Below are 17391 nucleotides of genomic sequence, written 5' to 3' on the forward strand. Positions count from 1 at the left end.
AAAATACCCATAATGTGGCATCTGCCACTTGGTTATGAGTAAAAATAGAAGTTTATTTCCCCCGAAAGCTGCTATTTTTTGTGACCACTCGCTAGATCTGATTGCCAGATTAACATGTGTTTATTAAGGGACTCCGCAGACATTGATGCCAAATTATCTTCTTGTCTCTTTTTTAAACTTATAACCATCAAAGATGGAAAGAGGCTTTCGCTTATACTAATAGCTATTACCGGAAGATATCCGGTATTTCTTATTCTTTGTGCAGATCTTCGGCTGTATTGTTCTCCGATAGTTAGGCTGGTCAATAAACCTGATAGATCTGATTATCTGGCGTAACCCTTTGATCATGTATAGTTGCGGGCAACGACGGATGCCTATGAGGAAGTTCGTCAACCAATGATTTAGATAGTGAGGCAAGATGGACTATCAATCTTCGAAAAGCCCCGTGTTGCAATTGTGGAAAAAGTTTGGGAGCTCGGCACTCGGGCGCTGGGCAGTTTCTAAAGTAGTGGCCTTCAAGGCTCCATATTTCAGGTCTATCAAGCCATGCTTTGCCGAAGTGTCCCCAGGACATGTCGAAGTGCTCGTAAAAAAGCGCTGGAGTGTTACTAATCATATTGGAACTGTACATGCTATTGCCATGTGTAATGCCGCCGAGCTAGCTGGTGGCGTTTGTCTTGATGTATCCCTTGATCGACGATTTCGTTGGATACCTGTAGGGATGGAGGTTAAGTACTTGAAGATGGCTAAAACTAACTTGAGAGCCGTATGTGAGTACCCTGAGTTTGAATCTATTGATGCGGGTGATGTAATCATGCCAGTCGGGGTTTTCGACCAGAACGGGGAAGAAGTTTTCCATGCAGATATCACTATGCGCGTATCCCAACGGCCCAGCGCCAAATAAATGCTGTTCTGGAAGGCTTGGAGGTTCTTTACTCCTAAGCCTTGCCTAAGAAGCCGGCTAACCAGCCATCTACCTGTATGGAAAATGTGCACCTGTACTAACCTTGATTTCAACAGGTGTGGATTGGTTGAGGAATCCGTAAAATACCCGGCTTCTTAAACTGTATCTATCTGGAGGAATTATGGGCTTAGAGTGGAAGTTGGGTCGATCATCAGGCCTGCTTGATTTGGTCAGTGATGACGGTGCGGAATACCAGCTGTACCATGCGAAGAGCAATGCTATTACAGATAGTGATGTATACCAGGACTTAACCGAGACCTTGGGTATGGCCGTATCCAAGCTCAATGAGAGTATCAATGACTCTTCCCTCTACTTCCTGATTCGCTGGGAAAGTGCTTCTTCTACATTGACAATCTCTATTACTGACGATAGCAGGAAGAAGGATTCTGATATTGTCGTGCGGTGTCATTTCCTTGCGCTGGAGCCATCGGAGGCATTTACGGAGAACCTGAGGTTTTGGTGTAAGGAATATCTATCTACGGACCAGGGATTTTCCCAGTTTTCCCTTGTGGCACTTTTTGCTGATAAGTCCAGGGACAGCGCTGTTATCCTTTAATACCAAGTCGTACTTGAAGGCTCCTAATGACTGCCGATGAATTGCGGCAGGGTGCAAGATATGAATCAATCGCCTCCGCCTATGTGGGTGAGTAACAGAGTGAACTTATGGATGTTTTGCTGATTATTGATATGCAGGAAGCTTCCTTTGCGGAGCGTAATCAGTTTGATGTAGACGGTACCATAGCCCGCATAAACAGGCTCGCTGCCTGGGTTAGGGAGCGAGATGGAAGTGTAATATTTATACAGCATGATGGGCTTGAAGAAGAGGGACTCCTGCCCGGATCTACGGGCTGGGCACTGCTGGATGATCTGATAAAAAGTGAAAGTGATCTTGTAATTAGAAAAAAAACCAATGATGCTTTTTATCAGACAGATCTAAAGCACACCTTGGAAAAGCTTAATGTAAATCGTCTGATTGTCAGCGGATGGGCGACGGATTTTTGTGTAGATACCACTATTAGGTCTGCTGTGAGCCATAAGATCAATATCTTAGTAGCTTCTGATTGTCATACCTTGAAAGACCGTCCACACCTTAAGGCACAAACTGTAATAGCCCACCATAACTGGATATGGAGTGAGCTGATTACCGACGACACAACTATTCGGGTGGAACTGCTGGAGGAAATTCTGCAATAATTTTCCCTCTATAACTGTTTGCTTATATTAAGGTTTTTTACCGAATTATCAGCTTTTGAAAGAAGTTCAAGGAATTGCCAGGATTTAATTTGGTTTTTTATTATACCAATTAGTCGACTCGATATATTGCTAAGTAATTGTCAGGCCGATTAGAGAGGAAATTTTTATGAATGTGTACTAGTTATGTATTGGATTTCTAGTCGCATTATCGCTTTTCCTTAGGACTCTTGTCGCTATAGGGCATAGTAAGTAAAAGATGGGGCATTCCTTTGAGCTGGATAACACTTTACATAATTGGGTGAGAGCCCATGCCAATACGGTCGAATATGCGTCTTTCTTAATGATTCTTATTTATCTCGTCAGCCTCGGGCAGCTGGGCGCCCTAAGTCTGGTGGTTTGTAGTTCTAGTCACAGCCTGCCGTTTTCTTTTCGTTGTTGGAGTTCTACTCCCCCTCTAGCATAGCCAGGCCTAGTCCTATGCGTTTTATTGGCGCTGTGTGAACTTACTTCTTTAGGTTTAAAATTTTTTGCGATATTTGCCCAGCAAGTGTGAGTTAATTCCTTGAACCCCCTTGCTTTTATTATGCATAAAAAGGGCAGGAGTAAATTCAGCCTTCACTATCATTCTATGCCCGTTTACCGCTTTGTCCCGTTATTACCGCGGCACCGATCATATGTGCTAACCGCAGTGCTTCGGGCACGTTGCCATTATCCGTTGCCTGCTCCAGTACCCGGGCAGCGATATCGGGGTTGCAGCCCTGTACCTGGAAATAAAAATTCCTGAGTGAGTGGATTTCGCCGGCTTTTAACAACGTCTCTTTGCGGAGCCGGTAATCGGGGAAGTTTTGAAGGGCGCGATCTATGGCTGCCATATCCGGCAGCTTACGCATAACGGCAATACAAGGGCGATCGATAGTTTTTGAGAGTTCAGGTAAATCAATAATATTAAAACCACCGACAGCAAGGCCATCCGTAAGGATTACGTTTATTTGACTATAAAACTTACTGTTTTTTAACAGTTCAGCAATGACCTGGGTGGCCTCCATACCATCTTTTTTCACTTCTCCCCATAGCATTCCCTCGAAGCGTGTATTGGAACAGACGATGCCGCTAACCTTTACTGGCGTGCCCCGCCCTTTCTTGAAAGGGGCATCGTCAAATCCGATCAGGCGGATCAGCTTGTTCAAGCGCAGTAGTTCTTCCAGGGATTTCATCACTTGAGATTTTGCTATCGGAAAAGGTAGGGGAAGAGTCGCAGCTTTTCTTCTTGATTCAGTGATTCAACCTGAAGAATATTATTTTCAGGAATGCTCTCTGGATTTGGGTAAAGCTCGATCATTTTTTCCAGGTTATCTTCACGCAATAGATGAAGGATAGGAAAAGGGGCCCGGTTAGTGAGATTTTCAGCATCATTCGGATTTGTTCCGGCAAATTGGTAGTCCGGATGGAAGCTGGCCAGCTGATAAGTGCCTACATAGTTGTAGCGTTCCAGTAGCCATTCGGCCTGATCGAGAAATTGATTGTAGTCGGCAAAGTCTTGCAGATGATCGGGAATAATCAGCAGGGTAGTAAGGAGCTCACGCTCTGGCGTACTGTCGAGTCGTTGCAGTTCTGTATGTAAATCGGCCAGCAGGGCCTGGTCGTTTTTGCTTTCACTGGCTATGTAGCGTATCTGGCCTGCGCGCATAGGTTTGCGCGCAAAAGGGCAGAGGTTTAAGCCCACCACCACATCGGTGAGCCATTGCTCCACTACCTGGACAACATCTTGCTTCATTGCCAATTACCACATAAGGTCATCGGGGATCTGGAAATCTGCATAGGGGTCGTCTTCATCTACCGGTGCTGATGTTTCAGCAGGTTTAACGATAATCTCAGTGTTTCGCTCGGCAATCTTGTCGGCGATTATCCTGGGCACCAAATCAAAACGCGCATCCTGGGCGACAATCACCAGGCGACCGGCTATTAGGTGATCGCGTAGTTCATCACTGACGTAGATGGTTTTGATCTTCTTGTCGAAAGTAAAATTGTAAGCCGTTTCTCCAGAGTAGGGCTGGCGGTTTGTTTCCACCAATTGCTTGATCTGGGCTGCGATAGCTTTCTGTTGAGCAGCGGCATCTCGCTCGGCATTCAGGGCGCGATCTCGAGCAGCTTTCTCTGCGAGAGTCTTTTGTGCGGCCAGCTTGGTTTCATCTATCTGGGGCTGCGCAGACTTCTTAGCAACTTTCTGCTGTTTGCGCTTTTCCTTGCTAACTTGTTTGGCTTTCTTCTTGTCAACAAGTCCTGCTTGCAGGAGTTGGTCTTGCAATGAGGCCATAGTGTGCTTCCCAAAAGTTACATTGGAATTGGTGTCGCAATAGGCGACTATTCGGTCAAAAAATATTCAGAGGCTTTGCCTGAATGTTGGTGATGAGCATTTTACCTGAAGTTGGCCTTAGCATTGATAAGGAATTTTATTCAGGGTGTCCAAGGTTTGCCTGAGGTTGCAGTGGCAATAATTTCATCTGGCTGTTTGCCATCCGCAAGCATCTGAGCACCGCCGGGGATAACCAGTGCGGAACCAGTGGCAATAGCCACGCGCTTACCGCTGGGCGTATCAATATTGCAGGATGAAACCCTTAACTGCCGGCCTCGGTGAAGTACCTGGGACTCTAAGATCAAATCCCCACTGTTGAGCTTTGCTGGTCGTGCAAAGCGAATATGCATATCTAGAGTGGCGAAGATAGATCCGGCAGGTAGAGTGGAGTAAACAGCTCCGCCCATGGTGAAGTCTGCAGCCCAGGCCAGAAGCCCACCATAAATGGATAAAGTTCCATTAGAGAACCAGGGGGAGGAAGGCATGGTAGAGATACAGCGCCCATTTTCTATCTCGACTGCTCGATAACCAGTAAGTAACCAAACTGGATGCATTCGCCCTTCATTGATCGTCAACCGCTGAAGTTCAATGGGCACTTGTTCTGGAAAGTGTGCCATATCACAAAAGAAGGTTTCAGGAGGAGGGCGTAAATAAGGATCAGGTGGCTCGGTGGGCCCTAAGTCTGGTAGAGGAAGCTCTTGATCTGGGCTGACTGGAAAGTCTGCTATTAAGCAGCGGGTACTCCCATAAGCGAGAGTCCTGCCATTTTGGTCGTTGATCTGCAGGCTGGAGAGGCCAACCTGGCTACCGGAGTGAATCGTCGTTGCCCGGCCGACAATGTTCTGAGTACTAGTGGTAATTGGCCGGATAAAGCACATGTTCAGTTCAGAAGTGCTCAGTACTTTACCTGCGGGTAGGGTAGTCCAGATAGCAGAAGCCAGGGGAGCATCAGCGAACATTGCATAGATACCGCCCCAGTAAATGCCGGTACCATCAGCTAACCAAGGTGTAATAGGCATGGAATAGGTAGCTTTTCCAAGCCCTGCCTCAATAGGTTGCATGCCAGTTAAGCGCCAAAAGGGAGGTCCTGGCAGGCTACCGCGAATATATTGCTTGAATGTCTGCAATCCAGGTTGCTGAAGTGCTCGCAGGTCACAAATGGCGCCGCGATGAACTTCGTCGGTGATATTGGTCATCCCCGCCTCCAGTTGCATCTATAGCAAGGTTAATGTGCGGGGGTGGGGGATACGAGATATTGTGTAGTGGATAGGTAGCGGCAAGAATGCCACTACCGAAAACCTATAGAGAGCCTCTATTTTATAGCTAGAGTGGGCAGATCCACTGTAATCGTTGTCTTTTCAATAGGGCGCCCCTCCAAAAATAAGTTTATGGTGTCTTGAACCTCTTCGGAGGCCATAAACAAGTTGTGACCGGCATTTTTTACGGTTACTAAGGTTGTATTTGAAAGACCTGAAACGGCTTCGTGTTGGCTTTCAATATAAGTTCTGCCATCTAGCGTACCGCTGAATAATAATACGGGCACATCACTTTGCGGGTTTGCCCGGAAGCGATTTCCCAAGTCCAGCTCTGGCGCCAAGCCGTCATAATGGTATGAAAAGTTTAAGTAGTCCCCCAGCAGGCTAGCTTTAGCTTGTTCGGCCACCTTGGCTTTGCGTCCTTTATCGATACCGGATGCAATATCCATAGCAGTGGGCATCGGTCTGAGGGTAATGGGAGCTCCAGGCTGTAGGAACCCATCAGGAAAATAACGGGAAGGAACTTTGTCGAAGGCCGGTACCTCTCTCAAGTCTATTGCACGATAAAAAGCGAGCAGTTGGGCTGCACTTTTGGGGTCTGCAATAAATGCAGAGGCTATTTGTTGCATATCTCTGCGTTGTAATAGGATATCCAGCTTACTCCCATCCCTTTGCGGAAGCTGAATTTTTAGAGGTTGCTTTTCCAGCTTTGCATGGACGCGATGTATCAAGCCTTTAATATCTGGGTAAATCGCCTTCGCTTCGGGCTGCTGATCGATGGCTTTTTGAAGGCGATCCAGATAGGATTCTGTACGGGAAGGTAGCTTAATCGTTTGGTTTAGCCCCTCAGCACTGGAAAGAATAATCCGATCAATAGACCCCTCTATCTCCTTTAAGGCTGCTAGTGCCAAATGGCTGCCGTAAGAAGTGCCCCACAATACAATTTTCTCTTCTCCCAAATGGTGCCGTAGAGCCTCTAGATCACGAGCACTTTCCAATGTGTTATAGGCTGCGAGATCAACACCTTGATCGCGCCAGAAAGAGAGGCATTCAAGAAGGGCACTTTGATGCAGTTCAACATATTTCGAATCGGAGGTGGAGATGAGCGGTGGAACTATCTGCTTAGACTCGCAGTTAGGCAGGTCATTGGAATGCCCGGTGCCGCGCTGGTCCAGGGCAATGACATCACCGTATTCCCGCAATGCCATAAACATTTCATAGCGATAGTTGACTGCCATAATTCCGGATCCGCCGGGGCCCCCAGCCAGATAGACAATAGGCGGACCCGCCTTTTTACCTGTCGAAGGGAAGCGGATATACTGAATTGAAAGGTTGCGGCTATCTTTGATAGCGCGATTTTCTGGGACCTTAAAAAAACCTCTGTAACCATCTGCAGTTTTTTTATTCCAGGTAGTCAATGTATAGGGCTTTTCATTATTTATTGCTTTTGCATGCCCGAGAGAGGAGGTCAATAGGAGGCCAGCAACTGCTGAACTCCAAAAAAGGGTTAGTCTTTTAAGTCCTTTCATACAAACTTGCCTGTTTGTTAATATGCTTGCTTTGATTGTCTGTGATAGAAAAAGTCAACTCAAGCCAATTAGCTATCCGGTTGTGGAACTTATCATCGGAGCAAGTTCGACTTTTCGTTCTGAAGAGTTATTTGGCATCTTGGAAAGGTTTTTGTTGGCCAGATAGTTCTTCCGAAAAAATGTACAGAAGAAATTATCTACATGGTTATTGAGCAGATTTTCTGGAATTTCAGGTTGTTGTAAAAACTGGCTATAATCTGGTTTATCTGTGATTTCTTTTATTGGCAAATCCATTGCTGGAAGTTCCTTTGGGTGATAACTGTGCGGAGTACCAATATTTGTCAATCCAGCATGGCGCCCGGAATAGAGTAGGACCATAGCATCAACGACAAAACCTCCCCAGTCGCATCCGCAAAATCTTGCTTTCTGCAATCCGAAATGGTTCATCATACCTGTAAGGGCATTATTGTGTTCTTTCCCAGCACCTCTGAAGGTAGGCTTGAAGCTGTAATAATGGAGTACATAGTTTAAGGGAGTCTCTCCTTTTTATTATTTTTCCTTGAAAAAATAGAAAACCACTATTTGTTTTTTAAGTGGGTATTTTCAGGCTCAACTCTCCAAGTTTTTTTACTGCGATACGAGGGTTGTGAAAAAGTAAAGAATTTAAAAGTTGTCACTAAAGTCATAGAGGTTATCGAATAAAGTATATAAAGAAAAGAAAATTTTAATTAATGAGCCTAAATTTGTTTGATGTGGGGTGCTTATGTTTGATCTTTTTGTGCCAGTTTGATTGGTTCCAGGGCGTCTATTGGACGGCGATTAGGCAACTAGAGGGCAAAGTATTGGATTTGTTTGAGCTGCCATGCAGAATTCTGACTCTTCTACTGGTTTTTAAAGTGCCCAGTGGGGAATTGTTTTTCTGGTGAGAGGCTTTTTCTATGTTATTAGAATGATGCGGGGGAAAGTCAAGTGGCCTTTGAATAAACTGCAGTAGGCTTTCTTTAGTACCAGTTACAAATTTATGAAGGTTTGCGATGCTAGCTGTGGTGTCGCTCAATGAGTGATCAATGCCTCTCAGGCTAGCTAAACTTGGAAATCTTGTGGCGTGTAATTCTAGAGATTATTCACTTATGAAACATATAGGCGTTCTATTCACCATTTAGTTTATTGAAGGCGTTTATCAATAAGTGTGGTGCAGTTATTCTAAATTTTCTGGAAACCGAATAAGTCAAAATAAATTTAAGAAAAATTTTCCAGAGAGAATTCTTTTAAAGTGTGTTTTTGACCTAGCAGTCTGCATTTTTGATTGGTTTCGTGAATTAATGGTCATAATTTTATAAGTCTCTGAAAGCTTTGTGGTAATTCAAATAAGTTTTTTTGGTGTTCGTCCAGTTTTAATTACCGGCTTAGCGCTAGTCGAGTTAGTGATGAAGCTCTAGGCGGTTGGCACACTTTCAATTGACCAAATACTTGTTTGCCTATGAACAAAAGCTGCCAAAAAGATATGGCTTCATGGGTCGGGGAGTATCGTTTGGGGTTGAGGCGATATTTTTCTTCCAGGGTGAATATTTCTGATGTGGATGACTTGGTGCAAGAAGTTTTTGCGCATCTGCATTTTCAGATGAAGAAATCTAATACGAATATTAGAAATCCAAGGAGTTATATCTACACAATTGCGAAAAATCTTTTGGTAAGCCATGGCCGCTACCAGAAGTCTCGCTGCCGTGCATATCATGAGCCACTTAGTTCTGAGATAGATATTCCAGATGTGATCACACCTGAGCGAACGGTTATAGGGATGCAGGATTGCCGTCGTGTCTGTCAAGCTATCCTGAGATTACCGCCAAGAGCAGGTACAGCATTTAAATTTCATCGCTTTGAAGGTTTAACTTACCAAGATATCGCCGAGCGCATGGGAATCTCCAAGGAGTCAGTGAAAGAACTAATTCAACGTGCATTAGTTCGAATTCGGAAGGTAATGGAAGAGGCCGTTTGACGTTGCCAATTTTGACTAGGCTAAGTGAGACATCTTGAGGGAAATTTCAATAGATTAGTTTTTTAATCTTGGTGTTTAAGGCGTTGTTGATTTATTTGTTGTTTTGTATGGGGGGTTCATTTTTATCAGCTACTATTTTCTAGTTGGAAGTTGGAAGTTGGAAGTTGGAAGTTGGAAGTTGGAAGTTGGAAGTTGGAAGTTGGAAGTTGGAAGTTGGAAGTTGGAAGTTGGAAGTTGGAAGTTTATATCAATTAAAAATATAAGTTTTTGTTGTTCTTGATTTATGTTTGATGTTCTCTGGGCGGGTAATCTTAATCCCCCCTACCGCGAGTGTGTTGCGTCTTTAACTTGGTTAGGCCTGAGATAAGGTGGTGTTTGGCTGACTTAAAAATAATAGAGAAAATAATATAGAGAGACTCAGTATGATGATGAGCCTTCGTAAGAAAGAAAAGTTGATTGCACAAGCGATTCGTACCACTAATCCAGTCAATAATCATACCCCTTGGTATAGCGTTGCGATTGCCTGCATGATAATGACTGCGACGCCATTGACAGCCTTATCCCAGGATGACCAAAGCGAGGATAAAAGTAGTCGAGCAAGGCAGCCTATCGAAGAAGTTACCGTAACAGCACAAAAAATAGAGGAGAGTATTCAGGATGTTCCTATCGCTGTCTCTGCCTTGTCGGGGGACAATATAGATGCCCTGAAGATTGAACGGGGTGAAGAACTACTTCGTGCGGTGCCTAACGTAAACTTTTCCAAATCAAACTTTAGTACCTATAACTTCTCAATTCGTGGCGTTGGTACCAAGGCTGTCTCTGCTGCAACCGATCCGGCTGTGGCGGTGAGCTTCAATAATGCACCACTTATTCGTAACCGGTTGTTCGAGCAGGAGTTTTTTGATGTACAGCGAGTAGAGGTGTTACGAGGACCTCAAGGTACTTTGTATGGCCGAAATGCGACTGCTGGCGTGGTTAATATGTTGCCGGTGATGCCAGAGGATGAATTTGCTTCTGAGATTAAAGCTGAAATAGGTAGCTATAACTCGAAGCGCACAAGTGGCATGTTTAACTTGCCCGTGGGCGATACCATGGCACTGCGGCTTTCAGGTGCTATGACCAAGCGTGATGGCTTTGATACCAATACCTACACTGGGAACGATGTAAATGATAGGGACCTTTATTCCACGCGTGCCATTTTTGAGTGGGAACCCAGTGAAACCTTTAGTGCAAACCTGATCTGGCAGCACTTTGAAGAAGATGACAAACGCTCACGTACTGGCAAGCAGCTTTGTACCACCGACCCTGGACCATCGACGATCGGGGATACTGAGCTAACTGAAATTACTTCCATTTTTTTTAGCCAGGGGTGTATGCCGGCATCAATTTACAGTGATGATGCCTATAGCGCGCCGAATGGAAGAGGGTTTGCTTTTGTGTTGGTACCCCAGTTTATCAATTTAGATACTGGATTTCCGATTATCGACTATTACAGTAATCCCTATGGAAATGCAGAGCAATCAAGGGATTTACGTGAGATTGCCACCAGCTATGATCCAGTTTTCCGTGCTGAAAATGATTTAGTGCAGCTGAATTTTGAGTGGGAATTGAGTAATTCACTCACTTTTTTCTCCCAATCAACTTATGCAAAGGATGATTACTACTCTTCTCAAGATTACAATCGTTATGTATCAGACCCAATTTTTAATGATTCTGCTGAATTTGTTCCCACCCCTGGAGGAATTTATACTGATCCACAGTTAGGCCCCTCTGATGGAATATTAGCAGTAGATATTAGCCGCTCCGATAATAAACAATGGAGCCAGGAATTCCGGTTACAGACATCTTTTGATGGGCCCTGGAACTTTTCATTAGGTGCTAACTACCTGGACTTTAAAACCCAGGATGATTATTTTGTATTCAATAATATGTTTAGTTTGATTGCAGAATATTTTTATAACGGTACCAGAGACCCTGATACAGGTTTATTGATTTCTGAAAAATGTATTGATCCAGAGGTCGGTGCGGGTGATATGGATTGTATTTATGTAGATCCAAATTCACTTGAGAATATTGATGAGGAGGGGCATAACTATTTTCTTAGCAGGAACTTAGTGGAAACTCGCTCATGGGCCCTGTTTGGTGAGGCCTATTGGCAGATCACAGAGGATGTAAAACTTACCACAGGTTTGCGCTACACCGATGACCGTAAGCAATCAACTCCTGTACCTAGCCAGTTACTGTTAGGTACAAGCTTTGATAGTGAAACAGGAGAAATAATATCGGGCCAGCGTTCAGGTGGGCTTGTTCACCGAGGATATCCAGAGGGAGATCAAGTTACTCAGAATTGGCAGGAATATACAGGCCGTGCGGTACTAGATTGGCGAGTAGACACCCCCTTTACTGACGATACCATGTTTTATTTATCTTTTGCTCACGGTTATAAGGGGGGCGGCACTAATCCACCTCGAGCAGAGATTGATCCAACCGTAGTGCAGTATCAACCCCTGGAGGACTCCTTTGAACCGGAGTTTGTTAATGCGATAGAAATCGGCTCCAAGAATGTAATGTTAGATGGAAGTCTGACATTCAATGCCAACGCCTTCTACTATGATTATACAGACTATCAAGTTTCCCAAATTGTTGATCGCATTTCTTTAAATGAGAACTTTGATGCGGAGAGTATGGGGCTTGAGCTTGAGCTGGCGTGGCAGCTTACAGATAGCACCAGAGTTGATATGAATATGGGCTACCTGAAGACTCGTATCGCAGATGGTGAAGAGTCTATTGATGTTATGAATCGCACTCAAGGAAATGAAGATTGGATGTTGGTAAGACCTAGTATTCAGGTTCCTTCAAACTGTATTGCACCAGTGGATTTGGTTGAAACAGTTGCCGCCACCGGCAATGTGCTTGCCATTTGGTCACTCTGTGCAGGCTCTGCGCTATACGGTTCATTTACGCCAGAGATAGAGGGCTTTGCGCGCTGGGACTTGCTTTATGGTGTAGACCCTTATAATCCACTCACTGATGCTCCAAATGGAGGGCGGGGCTTTGCTGCTGATCTGAGTGGTAACGAGCTACCTAATGCTCCGCGTTTTACTGTGAATTTTGGTGTCGAACATACTATTCCTATTGAGGACTGGGATCTGACGTTGCGGGCGGATTACTATCGCCAATCTGAGAGCTATGCACGTGTTTATAATACAGAATATGATCGTTTGAAGGCATGGAGCAACCTTAATGCTTCTGTGAGCTTGAACAACCCGAATTCTGAACTGTATATGCAGCTCTATGTGAAAAATATATTTGACGATGCGCCGATTACAGATATGTTTACAAATAGTGATGATTCAGGTCTTACTACAAATGTATTTACTTTAGAGCCTCGTATTGTTGGGTTTAGTGTCAGTAAAGGCTTTTAATACTTTTACTTTTTAAACCCGGTATCGGAGGCCTGCTGATTAGAGTAGTCACAGTAAGTTAGAATGCGGTATTTCATCTCTTACTTACTGTGGCTTTTCCTTTGTCTTCTTCTGATAGATTGCTAATTTACTATATGTCTAAATTAAATTAATTTTTAGATTAATAGAGCTGACATTTATTCTCTTTCAAGATTAGGTTGGTTGTAGGGAATATCTTCTCTAGCGTATTCTACTATGAAGGTACTGTAATTGCAGGGCCTGATTTCCTTTTGAGGGATTAATGTTGCATGACATTATAAGAGGATTTGAATAGTAGTATTTTATATAAAGGTAAAGGTAATAAGAAAATGCTTTGAAATGAAATTCATTAGTTGTTTATAAAAAATACCGCTAGCGGTTGCCGGCGGTATTTTAAATTGGCTACCTCGAGGGTTTTTTAGGGTACAGTGAATGAGGATTGTGGGTTGGTTGATACAACGCCATTAATTACACAGGCACTACCTGAACCTACACTCGGAATTTGAGCATTATTAAAGGTGATCCTTCCTGTTGATTGATCGAAAGAACCTGTTAAATCCCCGGCGCAGTTACCAGTTACGGCGGCAACAGCAACATTCTTTAAGGTTACTGTATTGTTTGCGTTTCCTATCAGGTCATAGGGAAGATTATTGAAGGAGACACTGTTGCACATATTGAGGAATCCGCCCGATAGCGCAAGACTGCCTACTGAAGCATCTGCGCCGGTGGAATTTACACTGCCTGAAAGTGTGCAGTTAAGAGAAATTCCTTTTTTAACCGTTAGGGTGCCAACATTTGCCAAGGCGATAGCACCCGGAGGGGACCAGGTTTCGGCGTTGGCTAGACTGGTAACCCCAATGGAAACGAGACAGATAGAAGCAGCGGTAAGGATCTTTTTCATAATAATAATATTCCTAGTAGCTTTGTAAGTTACGGCAGGCGTAGTGTCAATACTTGGGTATTTATAATCCGCCGCCTTTTAATAAGCGCATCATCGCTTGGAGGTGATTCCACTTATAGCCTAGAAAAACTGAATAGGGTTTAAGTATCAACACCATCCATCCTTAAAGACGAACAGGGACGATTATTGGGGGGAGGGATAATTCAAATAGACGCGATTTTATCGGTAAAGAACATTCTTTATCCTCAAATTTAGTTGATTATAGTCAGAATATTTTATATTAAGATTTCTGTACCTAATAAGCCTCTACCACAGTGGGATTTGGTTATCCTCAATATTGGATCTGTTGAGCGATAATGATTTCCATTTTAAACATTTTGGAGTTTATATTTTTTATACGATGAGTTCATACTTCCTGGAAAATTAAAAGATGTAGCCTGGGGGATCGAAGGGATGAATGAAGGCTGAATGTTGGCGAACTGCCAAAAGTGGTCTGAAGTGACTATGATAGTACATCCTGCATGTTCAAATTTATTTAAAAATAAGTTGGGATATAAATTTTTACGGTTTTCTGTGGTGCGGTAAATAAAAGTCGTGAATTATTTAAGATAATACCACTCTTTGTTTTGAGGATTTAATTGAACTTGGTAATGGGGACTCTAACATTTTTAGAAACTTCCCTCCGGTGGATTGGTTGGAGTTACCTATCAGATCTCCGACAGTGTGCCTCAACGAAAAGTTAAAACTGGCATAGCCGATCTTCTGGTTGTCATCTCTCTTATAAATGGAATCTACTTCCTGCCGCTATCTGAAAGCTGTCTTCTGGATCTGATTTCTAAGGTTATATCAGCCATTTGTAATGGTTAACAGAATGACTGTTCCTGGTGAATGTGGACAGGGAAGAAGGCTATTGTACTTGCCTGTGATCAGGGCCCTGGCGCTAAAAGATATACCGGGCTGGTCCAACCTAATCCCTCTAGGAAAGTACCTACTCCATGCTGAGTTTTTGTCAGTGAGTAATATTTTGTTGGTTGTTTTTTGTACATTAGGGTGATGTCGCTGGATCTTTGCTCTCCCGGCCTCGTATGCATATTGCTATACTCCGCGCCCCTGAAAGACCCCTATCTTAGTACGGAGAACTTGATGTCTGACTCACAGTGCGATATTGGCTTTATCGGCGCCGGTGTGATGGGTAAGAACCTGATCCTGAACCTGGCTGACAACGGCTACAAGGTTTGTGCTTTCGATCTGGATCACAATCGGCTCAATGCACTGCTGGAGCAGGACAAGAAAGAGCGCGGTGATCAGCCGGCACGGGTGGAGACCTGCAATTCGTACACCGAGCTGTTGGCAAAAGTAAAGGCGCCGCACCTGATTATTCTGTCTGTGCCAGCGGGTGCACCAGTAGATGATGTTTGCTGCAAGCTACTGGATGCAGGGCTTAAAGCAGACGATATCGTGGTGGATACCGGTAACAGCTTGTGGACTGACTCCGTTGAGCGCGCCAAGCGATATGAAGGTAAGCTGATCTTTTTTACCACGGCAGTATCCGGAGGCGAGGTTGGTGCCCGTTTTGGCCCCTCTTTGATGCCTAGTGGTGACCGTTATGCCTGGAGCCGTATAGAGCCGGTTTGGCACTCCATTGCAGCCAAGGTCGATAAGGCCAGTGGCCAACCTATCGAGCGCTTTGAGCCAGGCAATCCTGTGCGTGAGGGAGAGCCCTGTGCGGCCTATATTGGTCCCATTGGTTCCGGTCACTATGTAAAGATGGTGCACAATGGTATCGAATACGCTGATATGCAGATGATCTGTGAGGCCTACCATGTGATGCGCAGTGCCCTGGAGATGTCACCAGCCGAGATTGCTGAAGTGTTTCGAGAATGGAATCGCGGCCCACTGAACAGCTACCTGATCAATATCAGTGCGGAAGTTCTATCCACCCTGGATTCTGTCACCGAGCAGCCGCTGGTTGATGTGATTCTGGATCGAGCCGGCCAGAAGGGAACAGGGCTGTGGACGGCAATCAGCAGTCTGGAGGTGGGATGTCCGGCACCGAGTATTGCCGAAGCAGTTTATGCTCGTTCCCTGTCTACGCGTAAGACCCTGCGCTCTCGTGCTGCTCAGAAACTAAAGGGGCCGTCAGTATCCCCGGTAGCGGTGGAGCAGCGTGATGAGGTAATCCAGGAGCTGCACGATGCCCTGTACTGCGCGAAAATTTGTGTATACGCCCAAGGCTTTGATCTGATGAAGCTGGCTGCGCGAGAGCAGGGCTGGCAGCTGAATTTTTCTGAGATTGCGCGTATTTGGCGGGCGGGCTGTATTATCCGTGCAGTATTTCTTCAGTCTATCAGCGATGCTTATGAGCGCGATGCCAAGCTGTCCAATTTGTTATTGGATGACTTCTTTACTCAGCAGATTGCCGAACACCAAAGCAATTGGCGTCAGGCGGTTGCCAGTGCCACGTTGAATGGTATTCCGGTACCGGCACTGTCTTCGGCTTTGAGTTACTACGATGCGTTCCGCACAGAGTCCCTGCCAGCTAATTTGCTACAAGGGCAGAGGGACTTCTTCGGCGCGCATACTTTCTCCCGTGTGGACCAGCCTGAGCAGAGGAAATACCACGTACTCTGGAGTGAGCCAGGTCGCCCTGTTGTAGAGATATGATCTGATAGAGAGTGAGGGGAAGAGCCCACATATATTCTGAGGGTAGGAGTGGGCTTCACCCGGTGGGCCTCCCGGTGCGAATGGCACCGGGTAAGTACTCAGAACGCTACTTCTTCCACTTCTCGTACCCGCTCATCGACTTCTCCACGTGAGGCTTTGGCTACTATTTCCTCCACGCTGGCAGCCTCCATATTTACTCCGCCAAAAGCGGCAAGCAAGTCCTTGAGCAGAGCTGAGATTTCAAGGGTCATTACGGCAAAATCGGCGTCAAAGCGCAGAGCTGCATTATCTGCATCGGCGCTATCGGCTTTTTCCAGTAATTCATCGTTGAACTTGACGCGTTTCAGGGAGAGCTGGTCGTCAACCAGGAATTCAACTCCTCCACGCCAGACCAGTCCCAGCTTGTGGACTTGAAGCCCCGCCACCAGGTGGTTGTGTATCTCCTCCGCGCAAAGGTCTTGGTTTTTGCAGCGGATCACACTACCGCTGTCTTTAGGGTCTCGAAGCTCACATTCATGGCCAAAATCAAACTGTATTGGCGCTTCAGGTGCGGTGAGCCAGTGGGTCATGGTTTGCTGTGGCAAATTTTTGGCGGAAAGGGGGATTACCGCAAGGCTGCTGATCGCTTCGCGGAGGTTTTCCAGCAATTCCTCTGCGGCAGATGCTGAGGAGGCATCTACTACGACCAAACCATCGTGGGGCGCGATATAGGCGTAGTGTAGGCGCGAGCGAGCAAAGGCTTTAGGCCGCATTTCAAGCAACACTTCATCCTTCAGGTTTTGTCGCTCTTTGCGACCAACCTGGCGGGCCTCTTTTGCGGAGATAGCTTGGGCCAGCTCTTCGACTTTTTCATTGACGACTGCCGCGGGCAGAACCTTTTCCTGTTTTTTGGCACAGACCATTAAGTAGCCATTGGTTGCGTGGACCAACTGGTTACCGTGGCGTCCAAGGGGGGGGACCCAGCCATAGCGAGAGGAGTCCTGGCTGCCACAGGGTATAAATGCCTGTGGCTCCAGTAGTTCGTTGAATTTTTCAGCATCCAGGCTGAATTCTTTGGTTAAGCGATAGACACGAAGGTTTTTAAACCACAT

14 protein-coding genes are annotated in these 17391 nt (G+C 45.3%); 6 read left to right on the forward strand and 8 right to left on the reverse strand.

The window, feature by feature from the left end; translation table 11 throughout:
* The first annotated feature begins 418 nt into the window (after positions 1–418).
* The 3 genes from ACJJIP_RS05905 (at position 419) to ACJJIP_RS05915 (ending at position 2158) form a co-directional block, all read left to right on the forward strand.
* The gene (locus ACJJIP_RS05905; RefSeq protein ID WP_020413428.1) at positions 419–904 is read left to right on the forward strand and encodes a hotdog fold domain-containing protein; all 486 of its coding nucleotides are present in this window, start codon (positions 419–421) and stop codon (positions 902–904) included.
* A gap of 181 nt (positions 905–1085) precedes the next feature.
* The gene (locus tag ACJJIP_RS05910) at positions 1086–1520 is read left to right on the forward strand and encodes a hypothetical protein (protein WP_020413427.1); all 435 of its coding nucleotides are present in this window, start codon (positions 1086–1088) and stop codon (positions 1518–1520) included.
* Between the two features lie 107 nt (positions 1521–1627).
* Complete coding sequence (locus ACJJIP_RS05915; protein WP_020413426.1) at positions 1628–2158, forward strand: isochorismatase family protein; 531 nt, start codon at positions 1628–1630, stop codon at positions 2156–2158.
* Positions 2159–2784: 626 nt separating this feature from the next.
* Here the strand turns inward: ACJJIP_RS05915 and ACJJIP_RS05920 are convergent.
* The 6 genes from ACJJIP_RS05920 to ACJJIP_RS05945 all read right to left on the reverse strand — a co-directional run bounded on the left by ACJJIP_RS05920 (position 2785) and on the right by ACJJIP_RS05945 (position 7746).
* A complete protein-coding gene (locus ACJJIP_RS05920; RefSeq protein WP_020413424.1) occupies positions 2785–3372 on the reverse strand; it encodes an endonuclease dU in 588 nt (195 codons plus the stop codon).
* Positions 3373–3386: 14 nt separating this feature from the next.
* Entirely contained in the window at positions 3387–3932 is a 546-nt protein-coding gene (locus ACJJIP_RS05925; RefSeq protein ID WP_444946400.1) for a DUF1415 domain-containing protein, read from the reverse strand.
* A gap of 6 nt (positions 3933–3938) precedes the next feature.
* Complete coding sequence (locus ACJJIP_RS05930; protein WP_020413422.1) at positions 3939–4472, reverse strand: DUF2058 domain-containing protein; 534 nt, start codon at positions 4470–4472, stop codon at positions 3939–3941.
* 140 nt (positions 4473–4612) lie between these two features.
* Positions 4613–5707 (reverse strand): PaaI family thioesterase, encoded by a 1095-nt coding sequence (locus tag ACJJIP_RS05935; RefSeq protein WP_020413421.1) that lies wholly within the window; start codon positions 5705–5707, stop codon positions 4613–4615.
* Between the two features lie 116 nt (positions 5708–5823).
* Positions 5824–7296 carry an alpha/beta hydrolase gene (locus tag ACJJIP_RS05940; RefSeq protein WP_444946401.1) on the reverse strand — a complete coding sequence of 491 codons (1473 nt, stop codon included), beginning with the start codon at positions 7294–7296 and terminating at the stop codon, positions 5824–5826.
* A gap of 72 nt (positions 7297–7368) precedes the next feature.
* Positions 7369–7746, reverse strand: a complete 378-nt coding sequence (locus tag ACJJIP_RS05945) for a hypothetical protein (RefSeq protein WP_444946402.1) — start codon at positions 7744–7746, stop codon at positions 7369–7371.
* A 1030-nt stretch (positions 7747–8776) separates the two neighbouring features.
* Here ACJJIP_RS05945 and ACJJIP_RS05950 point away from each other — a divergent pair.
* Together ACJJIP_RS05950 and ACJJIP_RS05955 are read left to right on the forward strand one after the other, a co-directional pair.
* On the forward strand, positions 8777–9292 hold the full coding sequence (locus ACJJIP_RS05950; protein WP_083922726.1) for a sigma-70 family RNA polymerase sigma factor: 516 nt from the start codon (positions 8777–8779) through the stop codon (positions 9290–9292).
* Between the two features lie 422 nt (positions 9293–9714).
* Positions 9715–12717 carry a TonB-dependent receptor gene (locus ACJJIP_RS05955; RefSeq protein WP_444946403.1) on the forward strand — a complete coding sequence of 1001 codons (3003 nt, stop codon included), beginning with the start codon at positions 9715–9717 and terminating at the stop codon, positions 12715–12717.
* 436 nt (positions 12718–13153) lie between these two features.
* Here the strand turns inward: ACJJIP_RS05955 and ACJJIP_RS05960 are convergent, their stop codons facing one another.
* A complete protein-coding gene (locus ACJJIP_RS05960) occupies positions 13154–13636 on the reverse strand; it encodes a PraA/PraB family alkane oxidation protein activator (protein WP_444946404.1) in 483 nt (160 codons plus the stop codon).
* 1143 nt (positions 13637–14779) lie between these two features.
* Here ACJJIP_RS05960 and gnd point away from each other — a divergent pair.
* Positions 14780–16300: an NADP-dependent phosphogluconate dehydrogenase gene (gene gnd / locus ACJJIP_RS05965; protein WP_020413413.1), complete on the forward strand. Its 1521-nt coding sequence runs from the start codon at positions 14780–14782 to the stop codon at positions 16298–16300.
* Between the two features lie 98 nt (positions 16301–16398).
* Here the strand turns inward: gnd and rdgC are convergent, their stop codons facing one another.
* Positions 16399–17391 carry a recombination-associated protein RdgC gene (rdgC, locus tag ACJJIP_RS05970; RefSeq protein WP_020413412.1) on the reverse strand — a complete coding sequence of 331 codons (993 nt, stop codon included), beginning with the start codon at positions 17389–17391 and terminating at the stop codon, positions 16399–16401.

The sequence above is a fragment of the Microbulbifer variabilis genome (genome assembly GCF_052467165.1).

What these genes read in the sequence shown, in the direction of transcription:
- ACJJIP_RS05905 (WP_020413428.1), top strand. Translation starts at nt 419, where the DNA reads ATGGACTATCAATCTTCGAAAAGCCCCGTGTTGCAATTGTGGAAAAAG.
- ACJJIP_RS05910 (WP_020413427.1), top strand. Translation starts at nt 1,086, where the DNA reads ATGGGCTTAGAGTGGAAGTTGGGTCGATCATCAGGCCTGCTTGATTTG.
- ACJJIP_RS05915 (WP_020413426.1), top strand. Translation starts at nt 1,628, where the DNA reads ATGGATGTTTTGCTGATTATTGATATGCAGGAAGCTTCCTTTGCGGAG.
- ACJJIP_RS05920 (WP_020413424.1), bottom strand. Translation starts at nt 3,372, where the DNA reads ATGAAATCCCTGGAAGAACTACTGCGCTTGAACAAGCTGATCCGCCTG.
- ACJJIP_RS05925 (WP_444946400.1), bottom strand. Translation starts at nt 3,932, where the DNA reads ATGAAGCAAGATGTTGTCCAGGTAGTGGAGCAATGGCTCACCGATGTG.
- ACJJIP_RS05930 (WP_020413422.1), bottom strand. Translation starts at nt 4,472, where the DNA reads ATGGCCTCATTGCAAGACCAACTCCTGCAAGCAGGACTTGTTGACAAG.
- ACJJIP_RS05935 (WP_020413421.1), bottom strand. Translation starts at nt 5,707, where the DNA reads ATGACCAATATCACCGACGAAGTTCATCGCGGCGCCATTTGTGACCTG.
- ACJJIP_RS05940 (WP_444946401.1), bottom strand. Translation starts at nt 7,296, where the DNA reads ATGAAAGGACTTAAAAGACTAACCCTTTTTTGGAGTTCAGCAGTTGCT.
- ACJJIP_RS05945 (WP_444946402.1), bottom strand. Translation starts at nt 7,746, where the DNA reads ATGATGAACCATTTCGGATTGCAGAAAGCAAGATTTTGCGGATGCGAC.
- ACJJIP_RS05950 (WP_083922726.1), top strand. Translation starts at nt 8,777, where the DNA reads ATGAACAAAAGCTGCCAAAAAGATATGGCTTCATGGGTCGGGGAGTAT.
- ACJJIP_RS05955 (WP_444946403.1), top strand. Translation starts at nt 9,715, where the DNA reads ATGATGATGAGCCTTCGTAAGAAAGAAAAGTTGATTGCACAAGCGATT.
- ACJJIP_RS05960 (WP_444946404.1), bottom strand. Translation starts at nt 13,636, where the DNA reads ATGAAAAAGATCCTTACCGCTGCTTCTATCTGTCTCGTTTCCATTGGG.
- gnd (WP_020413413.1), top strand. Translation starts at nt 14,780, where the DNA reads ATGTCTGACTCACAGTGCGATATTGGCTTTATCGGCGCCGGTGTGATG.
- rdgC (WP_020413412.1), bottom strand. Translation starts at nt 17,391, where the DNA reads ATGTGGTTTAAAAACCTTCGTGTCTATCGCTTAACCAAAGAATTCAGC.